Source organism: Micromonospora arida (assembly GCF_042873195.1).
Taxonomy (GTDB): domain Bacteria; phylum Actinomycetota; class Actinomycetes; order Mycobacteriales; family Micromonosporaceae; genus Micromonospora; species Micromonospora arida.
The window spans coordinates 25777-43809 of the sequence record NZ_JBIALC010000020.1 but is presented as its reverse complement, the minus strand read 5'-3'; the positions used below and the strand labels follow the sequence as shown (position 1 = coordinate 43809).

Genomic DNA, 18033 nt, shown 5'->3' with positions numbered 1-18033 from the left:
GGACGCGAGTGGTCCCGACCGATCCGATCTCCCCGTGCCCGATGCCGGAAGGTGGCAATCCGTGAGCATGATCACCGAGCGCCCCGCGAGCAACCCGGCCGGGCCACACCCGGCGCGGGCGGCCGAGGGCCCGGTGGCCCGGCGGGACGTACGCGCTGTCCTCTCGGCGTACGTGGCGCTCACCAAGCCGCGGATCGTCGAGTTGCTGCTGGTCACCACCGTCCCGGCGATGATGCTCGCCGAGGGCGGGCTGCCGTCGCTGTGGCTGATGGCCATCGTGCTGATCGGCGGCTCGCTCGCCGCCGGCGCGGCAAGCGTCCTCAACTGCTACATCGACCGCGACATCGACCAGCTGATGCGGCGCACCAAGCGTCGGCCGCTGCCGGCGCACACCGTGTCGCCGCGAAGCGCGCTGATCTTCGGTCTGGTGCTGGCGGCGGTGTCGGTGGCCCTGATGGCGGCGTTCACCAACCTGCTGGCCGCCGGGCTGACTCTCGCCGCGATCGCCTACTACGACCTCGTCTACACCCTCTGGCTCAAGCGTTCCACCCCGACGAACACCTTCTGGGGCGGCGCCTGCGGGGCCGCACCGGTGCTGATCGGGTGGGCTGCGGTGACCGGTTCGCTGGCGCCGGCCGCCTGGGGGCTCTTCGCGGTGGTCTTCTTCTGGCAGATGCCGCACTTCTACCCGCTCGCCATGAAGTACAAGGACGACTACGCGCGGGCCGGCATTCCGATGCTCCCGGTGGTGGCCTCGACCCGCCGGGTCAACGTCGAGATCCTGATCTTCGCGTGGCTCACCGTGCTCACCTCCCTGGCCGTCTGGCCGCTGGGGCTCAGCGCGATCTACGGAGTGCCGACACTGGTGGTGGGTGCCATCTTCCTGGTCGAGGCACACCGGCTCTGCCGGCGCGCGACGCGCGGCGAGGCGGTCAAGCCGATGCGACTGTTCCACTGGTCGACGACGTACCTGACGATCGTCTTCGTGGCCGTCGCGCTCGACGCGTTGATCTGACCGCCCGCACGGCCCGGCTTCGCGTCCTTCGCGTCCGAGGCAGTGGCCTCCGCCCGCCGTCTTCCGCTGGCTGTCGGCTCCCTTGAGCACCGGGGCTCCCTGGGCACCGGGCTCCCTGGGCGCCGGGGCTCCGTCGGGCACTGCGGCTTCGGCTCCCTTGCGCGCTGCGCTCGGCGGCCCTCGCGTCGTCCGTCAGTTGTCGCGCCGTGGCTGTGCCCGCTGCGAAGGGTGCCGATGATCTACTGACTAATCATGGACGTGGATGAGTTGTCCGGGTTTAACGTCACATCAGAGTAACTTTCAGCATGAGTCGGATCGGCTCAACCTGGGGTGGTTCGAAGGCGATTTCCCGACGTGCTTTGAGCGCAAAAGTCGGTAAATAAACGGACAGCCAACCTGTGGTCGTCCTTAAACCTGTAGGTAATTGGCATCACAAAAGGTTCATGGTTCTCGCGCGACAGGGTGCAACTCTGCTTAGGCTTCGCGTCATGGCAGATGGTTCCGATACGACGCTGACGGCCGAGCAGACCGCCGGCGAGCAGGCGCCCCAGGGCCTGGTCGCGGGCCTCAAGGCGTTCGCGGCTGGACACGGCGGCGCGAAGGCGGTCATCGAGTACGTCGGCAAGCGTGGCGCGCGGATCGTCCTGGTGGGTTCCGACGGCGAGTGGGGCGACCAGTTCGCCGACGACACCGTCACCGCCCGGGAGGCGTGCGCCAAGGCGGGAGTCACCGTCGAGAACGCCTGGGAGCGTGAACTGATGGACCAGATGCGTCCGAGCAACGACCTCTGGCGGTCGATGGCCCGGCGCACGATGGCCCGCTGAACAGACAGCTGAATTGACCACATATCACCAGTCGACCCGGGGGGAACCCCGGGTCGCTCTCGTCACCTGCTCAGACCTGGCCGACCTCGACCCGGACGACCGGCTGGTCCTGACCCCGCTCGCCGCCCGGGGTGTCGCCGTCCAGTCCGTCGTCTGGGACAACCCCGACGTCGACTGGTCGTCCTACGACCTGGTCGTGCTCCGCTCACCCTGGGACTACGCGCTACGCCGCGACGAATTCGTGTCCTGGGCGGCGACAGTGCCGACGCTGGTCAACCCGGCAGACGTGGTCCGCTGGAACACTGACAAGCGCTACCTCGCCGAGCTGAGCGCCGCCGGGGTGCCAACCGTGCCGACGTCGTGGATCGAGCCGGGGGAGAGCTGGCAGCTGCCCGCCCAGACCGGCGAGTACGTGCTCAAGCCCGCAGTCAGCGCCGGCAGCCAGGACACCGGCCGGTACGACCTGGCCGACCCGGAGCACCGGGACCTGGCCGCCGCACACGTTCGCAGGCTCTCCGAGGCAGGCCGGGTCACCATGGTCCAGCCGTACCTGCGGGCCGTCGACACCGAGGGCGAGACGGCCCTGCTCTTCCTGGCCGGCCCGGAAGGGCTCGCGTTCAGCCACGCGATCCGCAAGGGTCCGATGCTGTCCGGGCCGGACCTCGGCCCGGACGGGCTCTACAAGGCCGAAGAGATCACCGCCCGCACCGCCCGCCCCGAACAGCTGGCGGTGGCCGAGCAGACCCTCGCGGCGGTGCCCGGCGGTACCCGACAGCTGCTCTACGCCCGGGTCGACCTGATCCCCGGCCCGGACGGCGAGCCGGTCCTGGTCGAGCTGGAGCTGACCGAGCCGTCGCTCTTCATCGGGTACGCGGACGGAGCCCCCGACCGCCTCGCCACCGCGATCACCACCCACCTGGCCCGCACCGCCTGACCTCCCACAACAAGCAACCCCCGAACGGCCACCCGCGCTGCCGTGCGCCCGTGTTGCCGTGCGCCCGTGTTGCCGCAGGCAAGATCGCGCAACATCCTGGTTGTAGTGGCTTCCCGGCGTCTCGAGGCCACTACATCCTGGTTCGAGTGCGATCTTGGCGAGGGGCGAGGGGCGAGGGGCGAGGCATCCGGCACCTGACGGCGCGGGGTACGGGCGCCCGCTCGGGTGGCGTTCGTTCTGAGGGCCAGGCGTTGCGGGCCAGGTGGGTGGTGACCCTGGGCTGCGGGGCCTGCGGGGCCTGCGGGGCCTGCGGGGCAGCGGGAAACGCGGGGTGGGGGGTACGCGGGACGCGGGCGGTCAGGCGGTGACTGGCACCGGGGTGGCGGCGTCGGTCGGGGCGGCCTGGGGGGCCTGGGGGGCCGACGTGACCGCGCGGCGTTCCCGGGTGGACCACTGCACCGACAGGGCAGCCAGCAGCACCAGGCAGGAGCCGAGCATGTGCGCGCCGACCAGGATCGCCGGCAGGTGGGTGAAGTACTGCACGAAGCCGATCAGGCCCTGACCCAGCTCCACGGCGACCAGGATGATCGCGGCACGGGTGGCTCGCTGCGCACCGACGGCGCGGAACGCGAAGATCAGCGCTACCGACAGTCCGATCAGCAGGAAGACCCCGTCGGCGTGCACCTGCGAGATCGTCTCCGGGTCGAGCCCGTTGCGGGCGGCGCCGTGGTCGCCGGCGTGCGGGCCGCTGCCGGTGACCCAGGTGCCGACGATCAGCACGGCTACGGTGACGCCGGTGGTGACCCGGGCCAGCGCGCGCAGCGGGGTGGGCACGACGGCCACGGTTGGGCCGTCGGGGTCGCCGATGCGTCGCCAGAGGGCGTACGCGGCGGCGATCACGGCCATCGAGGCGAGGAAGTGCAGCCCGACCACCCACGGGTTGAGGTTGGTCAGCACGGTGATGCCACCGAGCACCGCCTGGGCGGGAATACCGAGGAAGACCCCCACGGCCAGCGCCAGGAGACCGGGTCGGCGCGGCCGGTGCGCCAGGACTGCGAGCAGGGTGGCCAGCGCGATGAGGGCCACCGCGAAGGTCAGCATGCGGTTGCCGAACTCGATCACCCCGTACACGCCCATTTCCGGCGTGGTGACGTAGGAATCGTCGGTGCACCGGGGCCAGGTGGGGCAGCCGAGGCCCGAGGCGGTCAACCGGACGGCCCCGCCGGTGACGACGATGCCCACGTTCGCGATGATCGAGGCGAGCGCGAGGCGGCGCAGCAGGATGCCGGAGACCGGACGGACGATTCGGTTCACGGCGCAAATCCTACGCACCGTAGTGATCGAGGTTCGTCCGACTCCGTCGGCTCGGTGGTTGGGATCACCGGGTCCCGGGTTTGCGACCCTCCGGGTAATTACGTAACGTTGGCGTTGTGAAAAACGCGGCGGCGCTCTCCGGGCACCAACCGACGGCCGTACCGGCCCTCGGTGCGTCCGCCTCCGCGCCTGCCGTGACCACGTCGGCCGGCCTCGCCGGGCCGGCGGCGGCCGAGGTCTCCACCCGGGATCGGGTCACCCAGTTGCTGCTGGAGCAGGGTGCCACCACCGCCGCGCAGCTTGGCGCGGCGCTCGGGCTCAGCCCGGCGGCGATCCGCCGGCACCTCGACGCGATGCTTGCTGACGGTGACGTGTACGCCCGCGAGCAGCCTGTGCAGGGCAGTCGCGGTCGGGGGCGCCCGGCCAAGGTGTTCCTGTTGACCGAGGCCGCCCGGGTCCGCTGTGGCACACACCACTACGACAACATGGCCACCGCCGCGCTGCGCTGGATCGCCCGCAGCGGCGGCTCGGACGCGGTCGAGGCGTTCGCCACCGAGCAGGTGTCGGCTCTCGAGTCTCGTTGTCGGACGGCCATGGAGGACGCCGGCGACGACCCTCTCGCCCGAGCCGAGGCACTCGCCGCAGCGCTCACCGGCGAGGGTTACGCTGCCAATGCGACCACGATCGCCTCCGGCGGCCAGCTCTGTCAGCACCACTGCCCGGTGGCGCACGTGGCCGCCGAGTTTCCTCAGCTGTGCGAGGCCGAGACCGCGGTCATCTCCCGTCTGGTCGGCACCCACGTGCAGCGTCTGGCCACCATCGCGCACGGCGACGGGGTGTGCACCACGCACATCCCGACTCAGTCGGGCCGCGCTCAATCCGGTAATCCCGTAACCACTGTGAGGACAGATAGATGACCGAGCAGATCGTCCAGCCCCTGACCCAGGAAGAGCAGCTCGCCGCCCTGGGTCGGTACGAGTACGGCTGGTCCGACCCGGACGCCGCCGGGGCGGTCGCCCAGCGCGGCATCAACGAGGCGGTGGTGCGGGACATCTCGGCCAAGAAGAACGAGCCGGCGTGGATGCTCGACCTGCGGCTGAAGGGCCTGCGGCTGTTCGGCCGTAAGCCGATGCCGGCCTGGGGCGCGGACCTCACCGGGATCGACTTCGACAACATCAAGTACTTCGTGCGGTCCACCGAGAAGCAGGCCACCAGCTGGGAGGACCTGCCCGAGGACATCAAGAACACCTACGACCGGCTGGGCATCCCGGAGGCGGAGAAGCAGCGGCTGGTCGCGGGTGTCGCGGCGCAGTACGAGTCGGAGGTCGTCTACCACAAGATCCGCGAGGACCTTGAGGAGCAGGGCGTCCTCTTCCTGGACACCGACACGGCGCTGCGCGAGCACGAGGACGTCTTCAAGGAGTACTTCGGCACGGTGATCCCGGTCGGCGACAACAAGTTCGCCGCCCTGAACACCTCGGTGTGGTCCGGTGGCTCGTTCATCTACGTGCCGAAGGGCGTGCACGTCGAGATTCCGCTGCAGGCCTACTTCCGGATCAACACGGAGAACATGGGCCAGTTCGAGCGGACGCTGATCATCGTCGACGAGGGTGCGTACGTGCACTACGTCGAGGGCTGCACCGCGCCGCTCTACTCCTCCGACTCGCTGCACAGCGCGGTCGTGGAGATCATCGTCAAGAAGAACGCGCGCTGCCGCTACACGACCATCCAGAACTGGTCGAACAACGTCTACAACCTGGTCACCAAGCGCGCCGTCTGCCACGAGGGCGCGACCATGGAGTGGGTCGACGGCAACATCGGCTCCAAGGTGACCATGAAGTACCCGGCGGTCTACATGACCGGCGAGCACGCCAAGGGCGAGGTGCTCTCGGTGGCGATGGCCGGCGAGGGTCAGCACCAGGACGCCGGCGCCAAGATGGTGCACGCCGCGCCGCACACCTCCTCGACCATCGTGTCGAAGTCGATCGCCCGTGGCGGCGGCCGCACCTCGTACCGGGGCCTGGTGCAGGTGCTGGAGGGTTCGCACCACAGCCGGAGCACTGTCAAGTGCGACGCGCTGCTGGTCGACACGATCTCCCGCTCGGACACCTACCCGTACGTCGACATCCGTGAGGACGACGTGTCGATGGGGCACGAGGCGACCGTCTCCAAGATCAGCGACGACCAGCTCTTCTACCTGATGAGCCGGGGCCTGAGCGAGGACGAGGCGATGGCCATGATCGTGCGCGGCTTCATCGAGCCGATCGCCAAGGAACTCCCGATGGAGTACGCCCTGGAGCTCAACCGTCTGATCGAGCTTCAGATGGAGGGCGCGGTCGGCTGACGCCGCCCGCCCTACCGAGCACCTGCCCCCATCGTCGTAGAACAGACCAAGGAAGAAATGACTACCCAGGCTTCCGCGCCGCCGCCCAGCACCAAGTCGCAGGCGCTGCGCTCGTACGACGTCGCCGACTTCCCGGCCCTCACCGGCCTGGAGGAGGAGTGGCGCTTCACCCCGCTCAAGCGCCTCCGCGGCCTGACCAGCGAGGCGCCGGCCGCGACCGGCGCGGTCCGACACGAGTACGGCGACCTGCCCGAGGGCGTCGCCATCACCCGGGTCGGCCGCGACGACGAGCGGGTCGGCAGCGTGCTGATCCCGGTCGACCGGGTCAGTGCGCTGGCCTACGGTGCCGCCGCGGACGCCCTGCTGTTGCGGGTGGCCCCCGACGTGGTGCTCGGTGAGGCGGTGCGGCTGCGGGTGGTCGGCGAGGGCGTCGAGCAGCCGGCGTTCGGTCACACCTTCGTCGAGGTGGGCCGGTTCGCCGAGGCGACGGTGGTGCTGGAGCACGTCGGGTCGGCCACCCTGGCCGACAACGTCGAGGTGACCGTGGCCGACGGCGCGAAGCTGACGCTGGTCACGGTCGCCGACTGGGCCGACGACGCGGTCCAGGCCCAGCACCTGAAGATCAAGCTGGGCCGGGACGCCAAGGTCATCCACATCCAGGTGTCCCTGGGTGGCGACCTGGTCCGGCAGTTCACGAGCGTGGAGTACACCGGGCGCGGTGGCGAGGCCGAGCTGTACGGCGTCTACTTCGCTGACTCCGGCCAGCACCTGGAGCACCGGCAGTTGGTCGACCACAATGTGCCGGACTGCCGCAGCTACGTGGGCTACCGGGGCGCGTTGCAGGGCGAGAGCGCGCACACCGTCTGGGTGGGCGACGTGCTGATCCAGGCCGAGGCGACCGGCACCGACACGTACGAGATCAACCGGAACCTGCTGCTCACCGACGGCGCGCGGGCGGACTCCGTACCCAATCTGGAGATCGAGACCGGCGAGATCGCCGGTGCCGGCCATGCCAGCGCGACCGGCCGCTTCGATGACGAGCAGTTGTTCTACCTGATGGCCCGGGGCATTCCGGAGAGCGAGGCCCGCCGGCTGGTGGTGCGTGGTTTCTTCGCCGAGCTGATCAACAAGATCCCGGTGGAGTCGCTGCGCGAGAGCCTCGGCGACGCGATCGAGGCCCGGCTGACCAAGGCGGGCGCTTGATGATCCGCATCTGCTCCACCGAGGACGTGCCGAAGGGCACCGCGATCAGCGCGGACGTCGACGGCACGCCGATCGCCCTGGTGCACGGCGAGGACGGCGGCTTCTACGCCGCGTACGACGAGTGCTCGCACGCCTCGGTCGCGCTCTCCGAGGGTGAGGTCGATGGCTGCACGCTTGAGTGCTGGCTGCACGGCTCGCGCTTCGACCTGCGCACCGGCGAGCCGACCGGCCTGCCCGCCACCGAACCCGTCCCCGTCTACCCCGTCGAAGTCCGCGACGGCGACATCTACCTCAGCCTGACGCCGAGTAATGGAGTGACCCGATAATGAGCACCCTGGAGATCCGCGACCTGAAGGTGTCGGTCAAGCTGCCCGAGGGTGAGCTCAAGCCGATCCTGGCCGGCGTCGACCTGACCGTGAAGTCGGGCGAGACCCACGCGATCATGGGCCCGAACGGCTCCGGCAAGTCCACCCTGGCGTACTCGATCGCCGGTCACCCCAAGTACGAGATCACCGGTGGCACGGTGACCCTCGACGGCGAGGACGTGCTGGCCATGACGGTCGACGAGCGCGCCCGCGCCGGCCTCTTCCTGGCCATGCAGTACCCGGTCGAGGTGCCCGGCGTCTCGGTGGCGAACTTCCTGCGGACCGCGAAGACCGCCATCGACGGCGAGGCGCCGAAGCTCCGTACCTGGGGCGGCGAGCTGCGCGGTGCGATGGAGCGCCTCCAGATGGACCCGGCGTTCGCCCAGCGCAACGTCAACGAGGGCTTCTCCGGTGGTGAGAAGAAGCGGCACGAGATCGTCCAGCTGGAGCTGCTCAAGCCGAAGATCGCGATCCTCGACGAGACCGACTCCGGTCTCGACGTGGACGCGTTGCGCGTGGTCAGCGAGGGCGTCAACCGGGTCCGCGACACCGGCGACACCGGCGTGCTGCTGATCACCCACTACACCCGGATCCTGCGCTACATCAAGCCGGACTTCGTGCACGTCTTCGTGGCCGGCCGGATCGTCGAGCAGGGCGGCCCGGAACTGGCCGACAAGCTCGAGGCCGAGGGCTACGAGCGGTACGCCGCCGGGGCCGGCACGGCCAAGGCCTGAGCGGGAGAGGCGCTGCCGAGATGACCAGCATCGCGATCCCCTCGGGGATGCCGCAGTACGACGACGTGCCGCGTTTCGACGTGGCCCGGGTGCGCGCCGACTTCCCGATCTTCGATCGGGAAATCAACGGGCACCCGCTGGTCTACCTCGACAGCGCCAACACCTCGCACAAGCCCCGCCAGGTGCTCGACGTGCTCGACGAGCACTACGCGCGGCACAACGCCAACGTGTCGCGCTCGGTGCACACCCTGGGCACCGAGGCCACCGAGGCGTACGAGGGGGCGCGGGCGAAGATTGCCGCGTTCATCAACGCGCCCAGCGTCGACGAGGTGGTGTTCACGAAGAACTCCACCGAGGCGATCAACATCGTGGCGTACGCCTTCTCGAACGCCTCGCTGCGTCCGGACGCCGACCCCCGTTTCCGGCTCGGTCCGGGCGACGAGGTGGTGATCTCCGAGATGGAGCACCACTCGAACATCGTCCCGTGGCAGCTGCTCTGCGAGCGGACCGGCGCAACCCTGCGCTGGTTCCCCGTCACCGACCAGGGGCGGTTGGACGAGTCGGGCCTGGAGGATCTGGTCACCGAACGGACGAAGATCGTCTCGCTGGTGCACATGTCCAACATCCTCGGCACTGTCAACGCCACCTCCCGGATCACCGCGCGGGTCCGCGAGGTGGGTGCGCTGCTGCTGCTGGACTGCTCGCAGTCGGTGCCGCACCTGCCCATCGACGTGGTCGACCTGGACGCCGACTACATCGTCTTCACCGGCCACAAGATGTGCGGTCCGACCGGCATCGGTGTGCTCTGGGGCCGGGGTGAGCTGCTGGCGGCCATGCCGCCGGTCTTCGGCGGCGGCTCGATGATCGAAACGGTCACCATGGCCGGCTCGACGTTCGCCGCGCCGCCGGCCCGCTTCGAGGCGGGCACCCCGCCGATCGCCGAGGCGGTCGCGCTCGGTGCGGCGGTCGACTACCTGACCGGCATCGGGATGCAGGCCATCCAGTGGCACGAGAAGGAGTTGACGGCGTACGCGCTGGACGCTCTCGGCTCGGTGCCGGACCTGCGGATCTTCGGTCCGACGGTGCCGGTGGGCCGGGGCGGCACCATCTCGTTCGCGCTCGGTGACGTGCACCCGCACGACGTGGGTCAGGTGCTCGACTCGCTCGGCGTGCAGGTGCGGGTGGGCCACCACTGTGCCAAGCCGGTGTGCAGCCGGTTCGGCGTTCCGGCCATGACCCGGGCCTCGTTCTACCTCTACACCACCACCGAGGAGATCGACGCTCTGGTGGCCGGTCTGGAGCAGGTGCGGAAGGTGTTCGACTGATGCAGCTCGACCAGCTCTACCAGGAAATCATCCTGGACCACTACAAGCGCCCGCACGGGCGTGGCCTACGCGATGCCGACGACCCCGGCGACCAGGTCGCGGAGGCGCACCACGTCAACCCCACCTGCGGTGACGAGGTCACCGTACGGGTGGCCACCGACGGCACGGTGCTGCACGACATCTCGTACGACGGGATGGGCTGCTCGATCAGCCAGGCATCGGCCAGTGTGCTGCACGAGCTGCTGCGTGGTCGGGGCGCCGGGGAAGCATTCGAGGTGCACGAGGCGTTCGTGGAGTTGATGTCCGGACGTGGCCAGGTCACGCCGGACGAGGACGTGCTCGGTGACGGGGTTGCTTTCGCGGGTGTGGCCCGTTACCCCGCCCGGGTCAAGTGCGCGCTGCTGCCGTGGATGGCGTTCAAGGACGCCGCGGCACGCGCCGGTGTGGGTGTGAGCCCGGAGGTGAAGGCGTGAGCGAACGTCAGCGAGCGAATGACACCGTGGTGCCCTGTGGCATCACGCAGCGAAGCGGAGGGACGGCATGAGCGAGCGTCAGCGAGCGAATCAGTGGTTCAGCGCGTTGGTGCCTCATGGCGTCACGGAGCGAAGCGGAGGGACGGCATGAGCGAGAACACCGCTACTGAGGCGACGCCGGAGGCCGGTGACACCACAGTGGTGCCGCAGACCGACGCCGCGACGACCGATGGCACCGGTGACGCCGCTGCTCCCGCGGGCGGCGTCAGCAAGGCGATGATCGCCGACATCGAGGAGGCGATGAAGGACGTCGTCGACCCGGAACTCGGCATCAACGTGGTCGACCTGGGCCTCGTGTACGGCGTCCACGTCGACGACGAGAACGTCGCCACCCTGGACATGACGCTCACCTCGGCGGCCTGCCCGCTGACCGACGTCATCGAGGACCAGACCCGGCAGGCGCTGACCACCGGCCCCGGCGGCGGCCTGGTCAACGACATCCGGATCAACTGGGTCTGGCTCCCGCCGTGGGGCCCGGACAAGATCACTGATGAGGGTCGGGACCAGCTCCGCTCCCTCGGCTTCAACGTCTGACCCGATCCCACTTCGTCGAGCGCGGTACCCGTCCGGGTACCGCGCTCGACGCGTTCCAGGCCCAGGCGAAAACAGTGGAACGGATCGTTCCGGTCTGCTAGGCTGGCTCCATCGAACGGAGCGGAATATTCCGATCCGTTGGCGGGTGGGAAAGCTCGCTGGAAGCCGGCAGAGAGGGCAGGACGATGAGCGAGATGGCAGCGGGGCAGTGGCGGACCGTGCTCGAAGCGGCGCACGAGGCGCTTCGGACGGCAGCCGAGAGGATTCCTGCCGACGCCTGGGAGCGGCCCACGCCGTGCGAGCGGTGGAACGTCACCCAGGTGCTTCAGCACGCGGCCGGCGACCAGCTCGCCTTCGCGGCGGCGATCGACGGCGGGCCAGGGCCGACGGAGGACCCGTTCGCGCCCTCCGGCCGGGTCGACGGCGACAAGCTCGCTGGCCTGCGCGCTGCCCTCGACGCGTCCGCCCGAGCCTGGAAGGGTGTCGCCGACGACGCCTCGCAGGTGCCCACGCCGCTGCCTCAGGGCAAGCTGCCGGCCGAGATCGGCGCCGTAGCGTGCGCCCTGGACGCGGCAGTGCACGCCTGGGACATCGCGGTGGCCACCGGCCAGCCGTCCCCGCTCGGCGCCGAACTGGCCCGCCCCCTGCTGGTGGTGGCCCGGCAGATCGTCGAGCCGCTGCGAGCCTACGGCGCGTACGCCCCGGCGATCGACAGCGCTCCGGAGGCCGACGAGGTCGCCGCCCTGCTCTCCTACCTCGGTCGCGACCCCCGGTGACCGCCTGAAACCGGTCGGCCGACCCCCGAACAACCCAAGATCGCGCTCGATCATTGATGTAGTGGCCTCGGTGCGCCACCGAGGCCACTACATCCTGGTTCGAGCACGATCTTGGCGTGGGGCGTGGGGCGTGGGGCGTGGGGCGTGGGGCGCGGGGCGCGGGGCGCGGGGAAAATCGGTGGCGGGGGCGCGGGTCCGCGCGGAGGATGCGTTTGTGATTGAGGCGTACCCGAAGCAGGTTCCTGTCCGTGCGGCCACTGCCGTGCGTCGACAGCGGGCGCTTCGGGGACGAACCTCGGCCCGCCGCCGACGTCCATGACCGGGGCGTTCCTCGCCGGTCTCGTGGCCGGCTACGGCGTCGCCATTCCCGTCGGTGCGATCGCGATTCTCATTCTGGGGCTCAGCGCCCGTACCTCGTTTCGGGTGGGTGCGGCCGCAGCGCTCGCGGTGGCGACAGTGGACGGGCTCTACGCGGTGGTGGCCGTGCTCGGCGGCGCCGGCCTGGCTGGAATCATCGCGCCGGTCGCCGGGCCACTGCGGGTGGTCGCCGCCGTGGTCCTGCTGGGTCTTGCCGGGCACGGCCTGTGGCGGACGTGGTCCGCGCACCGCTCGCGGCGGCCGCCGACGGCACGCGACGGTGGGGGCATGAGCATTCCGGGGCGGGCCTACGCGGCGCTGCTCGGGTTGACCCTGCTGAACCCGATGACGGTGCTCTACTTCGCCGCGCTGGTGCTCGGCCGCCGGGACACGGCCGATTCGGGCGTGGTCCCGGCGGCGCTCTTCGTGGCCGGGGTGTTCCTGGCATCGGCGAGTTGGCAATTGGTCATCGCCGGCGGTGGCACTGTGGTCGGCAGGGCGTTGACCGGGCCGCGGGGGCGGCTGGTCACCGGCCTGGTCTCCAGCGCGCTGATCGCCGCGCTGGCGGTGGCCGCGCTACTGCCAGGGTGAGTGGCCGCGCTACTGCCGGGGTGAACGGTCACGGCAACCGTCTGACGGCTGAGCCACCCGACCCGGCGCCGGACCGCGCCGGGTCGGCGGTGTCGCCTGGTGTTCCGGGCCGGGCCCGGGGCCGCCCGGGGGCCCGGGTGGGGTCGCTGTGCCGTACGGTCGGGCGATGACCAGTCGACCCGCAGCCGGCGGAGGCCGGTGGGTCGAGGTCGACCCGGCCCGCGTCGGCCGTTGGGTCGAGGGCTTCTCCGACCGGCACGGCCCGCCCACCACCAGCGCCCAGGAGTACGGCCTACTGCTCGCCGCCCCGGACGGGGCAACCGCTGAGCTGTACGCCCCACCGGGTGCGCCGGCCGGCGTGGATGTGGCCGGGTTCGTGGCCTCCGCCGTCATGCCCTGCCGGATCGGCCTGCTGCTGGCCCGCAAGGGCGCGGTGGCGCTCGGGGTGGCCGAGGGCGCCGACCTCGTCGTCTCCAAGGTGGACACCCGGTACGTGCAGGGGCGCACCGCTGCGGGGGGATGGTCGCAGCACCGGTTCGCCCGCCGGCGCGACAACCAGGCGAAGGCTGCGTTGGGTGACGCGGCGGACCTGGCCGTACGGCTGCTGTTGCCGGAGGTGGCGACGCTCGCCGCGTTGGTCTGCGGCGGTGACCGGCGGGCGGTGGACGGGGTGCTCGCCGACCGGCGGTTGGCCCCGCTCGTGCCGTTGCGGGCGGAGCGGCTGCTCGACGTGCCAGAGCCCCGGCACGCGGTGCTGGTCGCGGCGGTGGGTGCGGCCCGGGCGGTACGGATCCTGGTGCGCGACCCGGACTGACCTGGGCCTTCACTGGCGGCGTTCGGCGGGGAGACGATCGCCACGCAAAACGGGGTTCGCGGCGTGCTGCCCGGCTGGCCGCCGGAGGATGGGCGCGTGGAGTTTCTGGTTGACATGGTGACGACGGTGCCGCAGGGAACATCGGAGGACGACGTCGCCGACATGCGCGCGCGAGAGGCGGCGCGGTCGGCCGAGCTGACGGCCCAGGGCAGTCTCCTGCGGCTGTGGCGGCCGCCGCTGGCGCCGGGGGAGTGGCGTACGTGGGGGCTCTTCCAGGCCGCCGACGCGGAGGAGTTGGAGGCGGTCCTAGCGTCGATGCCGCTGCGCGCCTGGCGGCGCGAGACCGTGACGCCGTTGACGCCGCACCCGAACGACCCGGGTCAGCCGCCTCGCTGAGCCTGGAGGGGTCGTCTCGCACCTGGGGCAGCTCGACAGGCACGCAACGGGGCACGTCCGTCCAGCAGGGAGATCATCATGTCCGACGCTCAGATTCTGCGTACCGTCCTCGACCGGTGGAAATCGGCTGTCGACGCCCACGAGCCCGATCGGGTCGCGGCGTGCTTCACCGACGACGCGATCTTTCAGGGGTTGCAGCCGTACACGGTCGGGCCTGCCGGTGTCGCCGCGTACTACGCCGGACAGCCGCTCGGCCTTACCGCCGCGTACGACATCCGGGAGATCCGCCGTCTCGCCGACGACGTGATCCTCGGCTACCTGGAGGTGGAGTTCGGCTTCACCGACCGGCCGGCCCTGACCGTCAACCTCGGCGTGCTCCTGCGGCGGGTCGACGACGACTGGCTCATCGGCCACTACCAGGTCTCGCGGCTGCCCTGATCCGGGAGCTTCGGCAGGAATGACGATCGTGGCAGGCCCGCCGAGGGGCCTGCCACGATCTCGGAGCGGATGTCAGAGCTGGTCGGTGCCGAAGGTGTCGCAGGTCTTCGGGTCCCCGCGGTCGTAGCCCTGGTTGAACCAGCGCTTGCGCTGCTCGGACGTGCCGTGGGTGAACTGGTCGGGGTTGACCCGCCCGCCGGAGCGCTCCTGGATGCTGTCGTCGCCGATCGCCTCGGCGGCGTCGATGGCCTGGCTGATGTCGGCCTCGGTGATCGACTTGAACAGCGGCTGCTGGCCGGTCTTGTCCTTGCTCTCGGTGGCGTTCCTGGCCCAGGCGCCGGCGTAGCAGTCGGCCTGGAGTTCCAACCGCACGGAGGCGGAGCGAGGCCCGCTCTGGTCGCCCTGGCCGGCCTTCGCGTTGGTGCCGAGCAGGTTCTGGACGTGGTGGCCGTACTCGTGGGCGAGCACGTACGGCTGGGCGAACTCACCCTTGGCGCCGAACCGGGAGGCCAGCTCGTCGTAGAAGCTCAGGTCGATGTACACCTTCCGGTCCGCGGGGCAGTAGAACGGGCCGACACCCGAGTCGGCCTGCCCGCAGCCGGTGTTCACAGCCGCCTGGAAGAAGTTCGTGGTGGTGACCTCGTAGTCGCTCCTGCCCAGTTCGGGGTACGCCTTCTTCCAGTAGTCCTGGATGCTGTTGACGTAGAGCAGGTTCCGGCAGCGCGCGTCGTCGAGACGGTCGGGGTTGTCGCGGGAGCACAACTGCTCCAGGTCGGTGCCGCCGGCCTGACCGCCGCCCTCGTCGCCGTTGGTCATGGCGTTGAGACCGAACCCGCCGCCGAGCAGGGCGACGAGCACGGCCACCACGATTCCGATGATGCCGCCCCGGCCGCCGCCGCCGGGGATGGGGATGCCGAAGCCGCCGCCCGACCCGCCGCCGCCCCGGCCCAGGTCGTTGGCCTGGGAGGTGTCGAGCTCGGCCCGCTCGTTGAGTTCCATGCGTGACCCCGATCGCCGTATGCCGGTAAGTGTCGTTTGTGTGTCGTTTCGTCCATCAAGTGCCGGACGGGGTCCGGACAGGCGTTCCGATACCCGATGATCTTGATCGGTAATCCGGGCGGGCCGTTCTGCGGCGCCCGGTACACTTGTCAGGTGCTGCGCTGCGAAGGCTGAACCGCCCCGCGCCGTCGGGCCCCTTGAGCCCGCCGGCCGTTTCGCGTGCCCCGAGTCAGCCTTCCAACCCCGAGAGCGAGCCCGCGAACATGATCACTGCCACCGGCCTGGAACTGCGTGCCGGTTCCCGGATCCTGCTGTCCGACACCACGCTGCGCGTGCAGCCCGGTGATCGGATCGGCCTGGTCGGTCGCAACGGCGCCGGCAAGACCACCACGCTGAAGGTGCTCGCCGGGGAGGGGCAGCCGTACGGCGGCCAGATCGACCAGCGCAGCGCCATCGGCTACCTGCCACAGGACCCGCGCACGGGTGACCTGGAGGTCACCGGCCGCGACCGGGTGCTCTCCGCCCGCGGGCTGGACGTGCTGATGGCGCAGATGCAGGAGGTCGAGGCCCGCCTCGCCGAGGACGCCACCGACAAGCTGGTCCGTCGGTACGGCGCGCTGGAGGACCAGTTCGCCGCCCTCGGCGGGTACGCGGCCGAGGCTGAGGCCGCGCGGATCTGCGCCAACCTCGGCCTACCGGACCGGGCACTCGCGCAGACCATCGGCACCCTCTCCGGTGGTCAGCGTCGCCGCATCGAGCTGGCCCGGATCCTGTTCCGCGACGCGGGCGAGAACGGCGGCGGCATCCTGCTGCTCGACGAGCCCACCAACCACCTCGACGCCGACTCGATCACCTGGTTGCGGGGCTTCCTCGCCAACCACAAGGGCGGCCTGATCGTGATCTCCCACGACGGCGCGCTGCTGGAGTCGGTGGTCAACAAGGTCTGGTTCCTCGACGCCACCCGGTCGGTCATCGACGTGTACAACCTGGGTTGGAAGGCGTACCTGGAGGCGCGCGAGACCGACGAGCGACGCCGCCGCCGGGAGCGGGCCAACGCGGAGAAGAAGGCCGGCGCGTTGATGGCGCAGGCCGACAAGATGCGGGCGAAGGCCACCAAGACCGTGGCCGCGCAGAACATGGCCCGCCGCGCCGAGAAGCTGATCTCCGGCCTGGAGGAGGTGCGGGTCTCCGACCGGGTGGCCAAGGTGCGTTTCCCCAGCCCCGCGCCGTGCGGCAAGACCCCGCTCACGGCGACCGGGCTGTCCAAGTCGTACGGCTCGCTGGAAATCTTCACCGACGTCAACGTGGCGGTGGACCGGGGCTCCCGGGTGGCCATCCTCGGGCTCAACGGCGCCGGCAAGACGACCCTGCTGCGGATGCTCGGCGGGCTGCTCAGCCCGGACACCGGCGAGGTGCACGCGGGGCACGGCCTGCGGCTGGGCTACTACGCCCAGGAGCACGAGACGCTGGACGTGGAGCGGACGGTGCTGGAGAACATGCGCGCCGCCGCCGTCGAGCAGTCCGACACCGACCTGCGCAAGATCCTTGGCGCGTTCCTGTTCTCCGGTGACGACGTGAACAAGCCGGCCGGCGTGCTCTCCGGCGGCGAGAAGACCCGACTGGCCCTGTCCACTCTGGTCTGTTCCGGTGCCAACGTCCTGTTGCTCGACGAGCCGACAAACAACCTCGACCCGGTCAGCCGGGAGCAGGTGCTCGACGCCATCGCCAACTACCCGGGTGCGATCGTCCTGGTCACCCACGACCCGGGTGCGGTGCTGGCGCTCAAGCCGGACCGGGCCATCCTGCTGCCCGACGGCGACGAGGACGCGTGGAGCGACGACCTGCTCGAACTGGTCGAGCTGGCCTGACCGAGGCTGCTCGGCCGGTTCAGCCGAGCAGGTCGACCAGTCGGCCGAGCACGCCGGAGCTGACCAGGATCACCAGCCCGATGGCGATGAAGATCGTCGGCACCAGCCAGGCGCCGGCGCGCTCGACCAGCCGCACCACTCTCCGGTGCCCGCCCAGCCAGGCCCCGGCCACGCACCAGAGCGCGATCAGCAGCACGAAGACCAGCAGGAACACCGCGCTGTCGGCCACACCGAGGGCCCGGAACACCGGTACGTAGACCGCGACGTTATCGGCGCCGTTCGCGATCGTCACCCCGGCCACGCCGAGCGCTCCGGTGACGACCGCCGGTGCCTCGTCGTCGCCCGAACTCCGCAGCGCGCGTACGCCGAGCGCGATCGGCAGCAGGCCGAGCAGCCCCGTCCACGGGTCGGGCACCACCAGGAGTCCACCCGCGATCACCGCGCTGGCCAACGCGAGCGCGCCGATACCGAGGTATTGCCCGGCGACAATCTCCCAGGTGTGGGGTCGGCCGGTGGTGCGGGCCGCGACGAAGAACAGCGTCAGGATGACGATGTCGTCGATGTCGGTGGCGGCGAAGACCACGGCCGCCGCGCCGGCGGTGCTCAACAGGTCGATCACGACCGAAGGCTACGGGCCGCCGGCAGCCGCCAGCTCCCGGCGGTGGTACG

Annotated in this window: 20 protein-coding genes; 17 read left to right on the top strand and 3 right to left on the bottom strand. The window is 70.4% G+C overall.

Going from position 1 to position 18033, the window contains the following annotated elements; translation table 11 throughout:
* Positions 1-61: 61 nt before the first annotated feature.
* The 3 genes from ACFYP0_RS32575 (at position 62) to ACFYP0_RS32565 (ending at position 2773) form a co-directional block, all read left to right on the top strand.
* Positions 62-1015 carry a heme o synthase gene (locus ACFYP0_RS32575; protein ID WP_355494846.1) on the top strand — a complete coding sequence of 318 codons (954 nt, stop codon included), beginning with the start codon at positions 62-64 and terminating at the stop codon, positions 1013-1015.
* A gap of 488 nt (positions 1016-1503) precedes the next feature.
* Positions 1504-1839, top strand: coding sequence for a hypothetical protein (locus ACFYP0_RS32570; RefSeq protein ID WP_091403682.1), 336 nt, complete (start codon positions 1504-1506; stop codon positions 1837-1839).
* Positions 1840-1852: 13 nt separating this feature from the next.
* A complete protein-coding gene (locus tag ACFYP0_RS32565) occupies positions 1853-2773 on the top strand; it encodes an ATP-grasp domain-containing protein (RefSeq protein WP_357010365.1) in 921 nt (306 codons plus the stop codon).
* Between the two features lie 357 nt (positions 2774-3130).
* Here the strand turns inward: ACFYP0_RS32565 and ACFYP0_RS32560 are convergent, their stop codons facing one another.
* Entirely contained in the window at positions 3131-4105 is a 975-nt protein-coding gene (locus tag ACFYP0_RS32560) for a COX15/CtaA family protein (protein WP_357010368.1), read from the bottom strand.
* Between the two features lie 98 nt (positions 4106-4203).
* On the opposite strand from ACFYP0_RS32560, the gene ACFYP0_RS32555 reads away from it, so the two are divergent.
* From ACFYP0_RS32555 to ACFYP0_RS32495, 13 genes are all read left to right on the top strand, one after another.
* Positions 4204-5004: a helix-turn-helix transcriptional regulator gene (locus ACFYP0_RS32555; protein ID WP_386998477.1), complete on the top strand. Its 801-nt coding sequence runs from the start codon at positions 4204-4206 to the stop codon at positions 5002-5004.
* Positions 5001-6431 (top strand): Fe-S cluster assembly protein SufB, encoded by a 1431-nt coding sequence (sufB, locus tag ACFYP0_RS32550; RefSeq protein ID WP_074312771.1) that lies wholly within the window; start codon positions 5001-5003, stop codon positions 6429-6431. The genes ACFYP0_RS32555 and sufB overlap by 4 nt, the downstream gene beginning before the upstream one ends.
* A 57-nt stretch (positions 6432-6488) precedes the next feature.
* Positions 6489-7634, top strand: coding sequence for a Fe-S cluster assembly protein SufD (sufD, locus tag ACFYP0_RS32545; RefSeq protein ID WP_357010372.1), 1146 nt, complete (start codon positions 6489-6491; stop codon positions 7632-7634).
* Entirely contained in the window at positions 7634-7960 is a 327-nt protein-coding gene (locus ACFYP0_RS32540; protein WP_091403693.1) for a non-heme iron oxygenase ferredoxin subunit, read from the top strand. The genes sufD and ACFYP0_RS32540 overlap by 1 nt, the downstream gene beginning before the upstream one ends.
* A complete protein-coding gene (gene sufC / locus ACFYP0_RS32535) occupies positions 7960-8733 on the top strand; it encodes a Fe-S cluster assembly ATPase SufC (RefSeq protein ID WP_007462702.1) in 774 nt (257 codons plus the stop codon). Before ACFYP0_RS32540 ends, sufC begins: the two co-directional genes overlap by 1 nt.
* Positions 8734-8753: 20 nt before the next feature.
* Positions 8754-10058, top strand: a complete 1305-nt coding sequence (locus tag ACFYP0_RS32530; RefSeq protein WP_124857168.1) for a cysteine desulfurase — start codon at positions 8754-8756, stop codon at positions 10056-10058.
* A complete protein-coding gene (gene sufU / locus ACFYP0_RS32525) occupies positions 10058-10531 on the top strand; it encodes a Fe-S cluster assembly sulfur transfer protein SufU (RefSeq protein WP_091403700.1) in 474 nt (157 codons plus the stop codon). Before ACFYP0_RS32530 ends, sufU begins: the two co-directional genes overlap by 1 nt.
* A gap of 147 nt (positions 10532-10678) precedes the next feature.
* The gene (locus ACFYP0_RS32520) at positions 10679-11125 is read left to right on the top strand and encodes a metal-sulfur cluster assembly factor (protein ID WP_124821554.1); all 447 of its coding nucleotides are present in this window, start codon (positions 10679-10681) and stop codon (positions 11123-11125) included.
* Positions 11126-11310: 185 nt separating this feature from the next.
* Positions 11311-11901 carry a TIGR03086 family metal-binding protein gene (locus tag ACFYP0_RS32515; RefSeq protein WP_386998476.1) on the top strand — a complete coding sequence of 197 codons (591 nt, stop codon included), beginning with the start codon at positions 11311-11313 and terminating at the stop codon, positions 11899-11901.
* Positions 11902-12216: 315 nt separating this feature from the next.
* Positions 12217-12849, top strand: coding sequence for a LysE family transporter (locus ACFYP0_RS32510; RefSeq protein ID WP_386998475.1), 633 nt, complete (start codon positions 12217-12219; stop codon positions 12847-12849).
* Between the two features lie 166 nt (positions 12850-13015).
* Positions 13016-13663, top strand: a complete 648-nt coding sequence (locus ACFYP0_RS32505) for an acVLRF1 family peptidyl-tRNA hydrolase (RefSeq protein ID WP_386998474.1) — start codon at positions 13016-13018, stop codon at positions 13661-13663.
* A 96-nt stretch (positions 13664-13759) separates the two neighbouring features.
* The gene (locus ACFYP0_RS32500) at positions 13760-14059 is read left to right on the top strand and encodes a muconolactone Delta-isomerase family protein (protein ID WP_386998473.1); all 300 of its coding nucleotides are present in this window, start codon (positions 13760-13762) and stop codon (positions 14057-14059) included.
* 78 nt (positions 14060-14137) lie between these two features.
* Entirely contained in the window at positions 14138-14497 is a 360-nt protein-coding gene (locus ACFYP0_RS32495) for a YybH family protein (protein ID WP_124853759.1), read from the top strand.
* A 72-nt stretch (positions 14498-14569) separates the two neighbouring features.
* Here ACFYP0_RS32495 and ypfJ read toward each other — a convergent pair whose 3' ends face one another.
* Positions 14570-15496 (bottom strand): KPN_02809 family neutral zinc metallopeptidase, encoded by a 927-nt coding sequence (gene ypfJ, locus ACFYP0_RS32490; RefSeq protein ID WP_124853760.1) that lies wholly within the window; start codon positions 15494-15496, stop codon positions 14570-14572.
* A gap of 263 nt (positions 15497-15759) precedes the next feature.
* On the opposite strand from ypfJ, the gene ACFYP0_RS32485 reads away from it, so the two are divergent.
* Complete coding sequence (locus ACFYP0_RS32485) at positions 15760-17364, top strand: ABC-F family ATP-binding cassette domain-containing protein (protein WP_124853761.1); 1605 nt, start codon at positions 15760-15762, stop codon at positions 17362-17364.
* Positions 17365-17383: 19 nt separating this feature from the next.
* Here the strand turns inward: ACFYP0_RS32485 and ACFYP0_RS32480 are convergent, their stop codons facing one another.
* Complete coding sequence (locus tag ACFYP0_RS32480; RefSeq protein ID WP_124853762.1) at positions 17384-17983, bottom strand: cadmium resistance transporter; 600 nt, start codon at positions 17981-17983, stop codon at positions 17384-17386.
* Between the last annotated feature and the right edge of the window lie 50 nt (positions 17984-18033).

Bases quoted from the DNA above. Each gene is read 5' to 3' on its own strand.
- ACFYP0_RS32570 (WP_091403682.1), top strand. From the start codon at position 1,504: ATGGCAGATGGTTCCGATACGACGCTGACGGCCGAGCAGACCGCCGGC.
- sufB (WP_074312771.1), top strand. From the start codon at position 5,001: ATGACCGAGCAGATCGTCCAGCCCCTGACCCAGGAAGAGCAGCTCGCC.
- sufD (WP_357010372.1), top strand. From the start codon at position 6,489: ATGACTACCCAGGCTTCCGCGCCGCCGCCCAGCACCAAGTCGCAGGCG.
- ACFYP0_RS32540 (WP_091403693.1), top strand. From the start codon at position 7,634: ATGATCCGCATCTGCTCCACCGAGGACGTGCCGAAGGGCACCGCGATC.
- sufC (WP_007462702.1), top strand. From the start codon at position 7,960: ATGAGCACCCTGGAGATCCGCGACCTGAAGGTGTCGGTCAAGCTGCCC.
- ACFYP0_RS32530 (WP_124857168.1), top strand. From the start codon at position 8,754: ATGACCAGCATCGCGATCCCCTCGGGGATGCCGCAGTACGACGACGTG.
- sufU (WP_091403700.1), top strand. From the start codon at position 10,058: ATGCAGCTCGACCAGCTCTACCAGGAAATCATCCTGGACCACTACAAG.
- ACFYP0_RS32520 (WP_124821554.1), top strand. From the start codon at position 10,679: ATGAGCGAGAACACCGCTACTGAGGCGACGCCGGAGGCCGGTGACACC.
- ACFYP0_RS32515 (WP_386998476.1), top strand. From the start codon at position 11,311: ATGAGCGAGATGGCAGCGGGGCAGTGGCGGACCGTGCTCGAAGCGGCG.
- ACFYP0_RS32510 (WP_386998475.1), top strand. From the start codon at position 12,217: ATGACCGGGGCGTTCCTCGCCGGTCTCGTGGCCGGCTACGGCGTCGCC.
- ACFYP0_RS32505 (WP_386998474.1), top strand. From the start codon at position 13,016: ATGACCAGTCGACCCGCAGCCGGCGGAGGCCGGTGGGTCGAGGTCGAC.
- ACFYP0_RS32495 (WP_124853759.1), top strand. From the start codon at position 14,138: ATGTCCGACGCTCAGATTCTGCGTACCGTCCTCGACCGGTGGAAATCG.
- ypfJ (WP_124853760.1), bottom strand. From the start codon at position 15,496: ATGGAACTCAACGAGCGGGCCGAGCTCGACACCTCCCAGGCCAACGAC.
- ACFYP0_RS32485 (WP_124853761.1), top strand. From the start codon at position 15,760: ATGATCACTGCCACCGGCCTGGAACTGCGTGCCGGTTCCCGGATCCTG.